This is a genomic window from Nocardia sp. NPDC060220 (assembly GCF_042727815.1).
GTDB lineage: Bacteria > Actinomycetota > Actinomycetes > Mycobacteriales > Mycobacteriaceae > Nocardia.
This window is the reverse complement of record NZ_JBHWZY010000961.1, coordinates 1-2,426: the sequence shown is the minus strand read 5'-3', so window position 1 is coordinate 2,426 and position 2,426 is coordinate 1. Positions and strand designations below refer to the sequence as shown.

Genomic DNA, 2,426 nt, shown 5'->3' with positions numbered 1-2,426 from the left:
CCACCATCATGTCGCGGGGCACCCTCGCGCAGAAACAGCGCTGGCTGGCCGACATCGTCACCCTGCGCAAGGTGGCGTCCTGGGCGATCACCGAACCCGATTCCGGCTCGGATGCGTTCGGCGGCATGAAGACTCGCGTGGAACGCGACGGCGAGGACTACATCCTCAACGGCCAGAAGACCTTCATCACCAACGGCCCGTGCGCCGACGTGATGATCGTCTACGCCAAGCTCGACGAGGGTGACGGCGCCGGCAAACGCGACCGCAAGGTGCTCACGTTCGTGCTCGACACGGGCATGGAAGGTCTCACCCAGGGCAAGCCGTTCAAGAAGATGGGCCTGCACTCCTCACCCACCGGCGAGTTGTTCTTCGACAATGTCCGGCTCGGCAAGGATCGGTTGCTCGGCGAAACCGAGGAACACCAGGGCGGCGACGGAAGGGAAAGCGCCAGAGCCAGTTTCACCGCCGAGCGGATCGGCGTCGGCTTCATGGCGCTGGGCGTGATCGACGAATGTCACCGGCTCTGTGTCGATTACGCGCGCAACCGCACGCTGTGGGGACAGGAGATCGGGCGCTTCCAGCTGATCCAGCTCAAGCTGGCCAAGATGGAAGTGGCGCGAATCAACGTGCAGAACATGGTGTTCAACGTGCTCGAGCGCGCTCGCGCGGGCAAGCCGCCGAGCCTGGCCGAGGCCTCGGCGATGAAGCTGTACTGCTCCGAGGCCGCCACCGAGGTGGCGATGGAGGCGGTGCAGTTGTTCGGCGGCAACGGCTATATGAGCGAGTACCGGGTCGAGCAGCTGGCCCGTGACGCGAAGTCGCTGATGATCTACGCGGGCAGCAACGAGATCCAGGTGACCCACATCGCCAAGGGACTGCTCGGGAAGTGAACCGGCCCCGGCCGCGAACAGCGTTGTCGCGGCCGGGATCTCATCACACGGCGCGCAGGTGCCCGCGGCTTGCGTAGATGTGCTCGGCGATCAGCGTGGCGATCCGGTCCGGCGCCTCCAGCATCGGCACATGCCCCACCCCGTGCACCAGGATCCGATCCGCCGACTCGGGCAGTTCGCGCAGGTAGCGGGTGGCGTACACGCTGTTGGGGATGATCCGGTCGTATTCGGCGAGCAGCATCCGCACCGGGGTGCTCAGCTCGCCCAGGTCGTCCATGCCCGGCGCGCGCAGGCTGCCGAGGATGAGCGGGATCATCGCCTCGCAATGCAGGACGGCGGTGAGCAGGGTCGCGAGATCACGGCGCGCGACAGCGCCGGTGTGCTTGGCGACCAGCAATGCGGCCACCTGCTGCACGAGCGCGTTGTTGATCGCCGCACCACCGAGGCGTTTGCCGATCTCGATGAAGGGGATCATCGACGCGAACTTGACGCCGATCCTGACCTGGCTCAGCGAAGGCGATGCCCAGCCACCCGCCGCGGCGATGGTGGTGAGTGTGCGAGCACGGCCGCGTCGGGCCAGCTCGAGTCCCACCCAGCCGCCGAGCGAATTGCCCGCGATATGACAGGTGCGCCAGCCCAGCTCGTCGAGCTGATCCTCGATCTGATCGGCCAGGGCGTACACATCCAGCGCCCATCCTTCGACCTTCGGGCCACCCCAGTGCCCGGCGAACGCGGGCGCGTACACCTCGCAATGTGCCGACATCCGCTGCGCGACCTGCTCCCAGCAGTGTGGCGACAGCAGGAATCCGTGCAGCAACAAGACCGGGTCGCCGGACCCGATGTGCAACGCCGCGACGGGCGTGGGGCGGGCGGTGGACTTGGCGGTGCGTGACGTCATCGTCATCACCCCTTCCTGGACGACGGTGTCCGGGGGAGCATCCCTGCCTGCATTGTACGGTCGTACGGTGCCGATAATCCTCTCGACTGTGAACGTTAACGGGGTCCGTGCCGCTTCGACCAAGGGCATGACAGCCTGGTTGGCGGCGACCGAAGCCGACATCGTCTGCCTGCAGGAGACCAGGGCGACCGATGCGCAGACCGCGGCGGCGCTGGCCCCCGCGCTCGACGCGGGTTGGGTCCTCTCCCACGCCGAGCCCGAATCCAAGGGCCGCGCGGGCGTGGGAATCCTGTCGCGGCGCGCCCCCGATGCCGTGCGCATCGGGTTCGGCAGCACCGAGTTCGCGGCGTCGGGCCGCTATATCGAAGCCGACTTCGGTGACGTCACCGTGGCGAGCGTCTACGTGCACTCGGGGGAGGAGAACACCCCCAAACAAGACGAGAAGTACCGGTTCATGGCCGAGCTCGGCGCGTACCTGAAATCGCGCACCGGCGAGTTCGTGGTGAGCGGCGACTGGAACATCGCGCCCGCCGAGGTCGACCTGAAGAACTGGAAGGGCAACCAGAAGTCGGCGGGCTTTCTGCCCGAGGAGCGCGCCTGGATCGCCGAACTGCTCGCCGCGGGCTACGTCGATGTGG

3 protein-coding genes are annotated in these 2,426 nt (G+C 67.0%); 2 read left to right on the top strand and 1 reads right to left on the bottom strand.

From position 1 onward, the window contains the following. The coding region (locus ACFWF3_RS32290; protein ID WP_379317621.1) for an acyl-CoA dehydrogenase family protein at positions 1 to 890 on the top strand (890 nt) is incomplete at its 5' end. A gap of 43 nt (positions 891 to 933) precedes the next feature. On the opposite strand, the gene ACFWF3_RS32285 is transcribed toward ACFWF3_RS32290, so the two are convergent. Continuing rightward, complete coding sequence (locus ACFWF3_RS32285) at positions 934 to 1,788, bottom strand: alpha/beta fold hydrolase (RefSeq protein ID WP_378996779.1); 855 nt, start codon at positions 1,786 to 1,788, stop codon at positions 934 to 936. Positions 1,789 to 1,915: 127 nt separating this feature from the next. Between ACFWF3_RS32285 and ACFWF3_RS32280 the strand changes: the two genes are divergently transcribed. Further along, positions 1,916 to 2,426: exodeoxyribonuclease III (locus tag ACFWF3_RS32280; protein ID WP_379317623.1), on the top strand; the 511-nt coding region annotated here is incomplete at its 3' end.

What these genes read in the sequence shown, in the direction of transcription:
- ACFWF3_RS32285 (WP_378996779.1), bottom strand. Translation starts at nt 1,788, where the DNA reads ATGACGTCACGCACCGCCAAGTCCACCGCCCGCCCCACGCCCGTCGCG.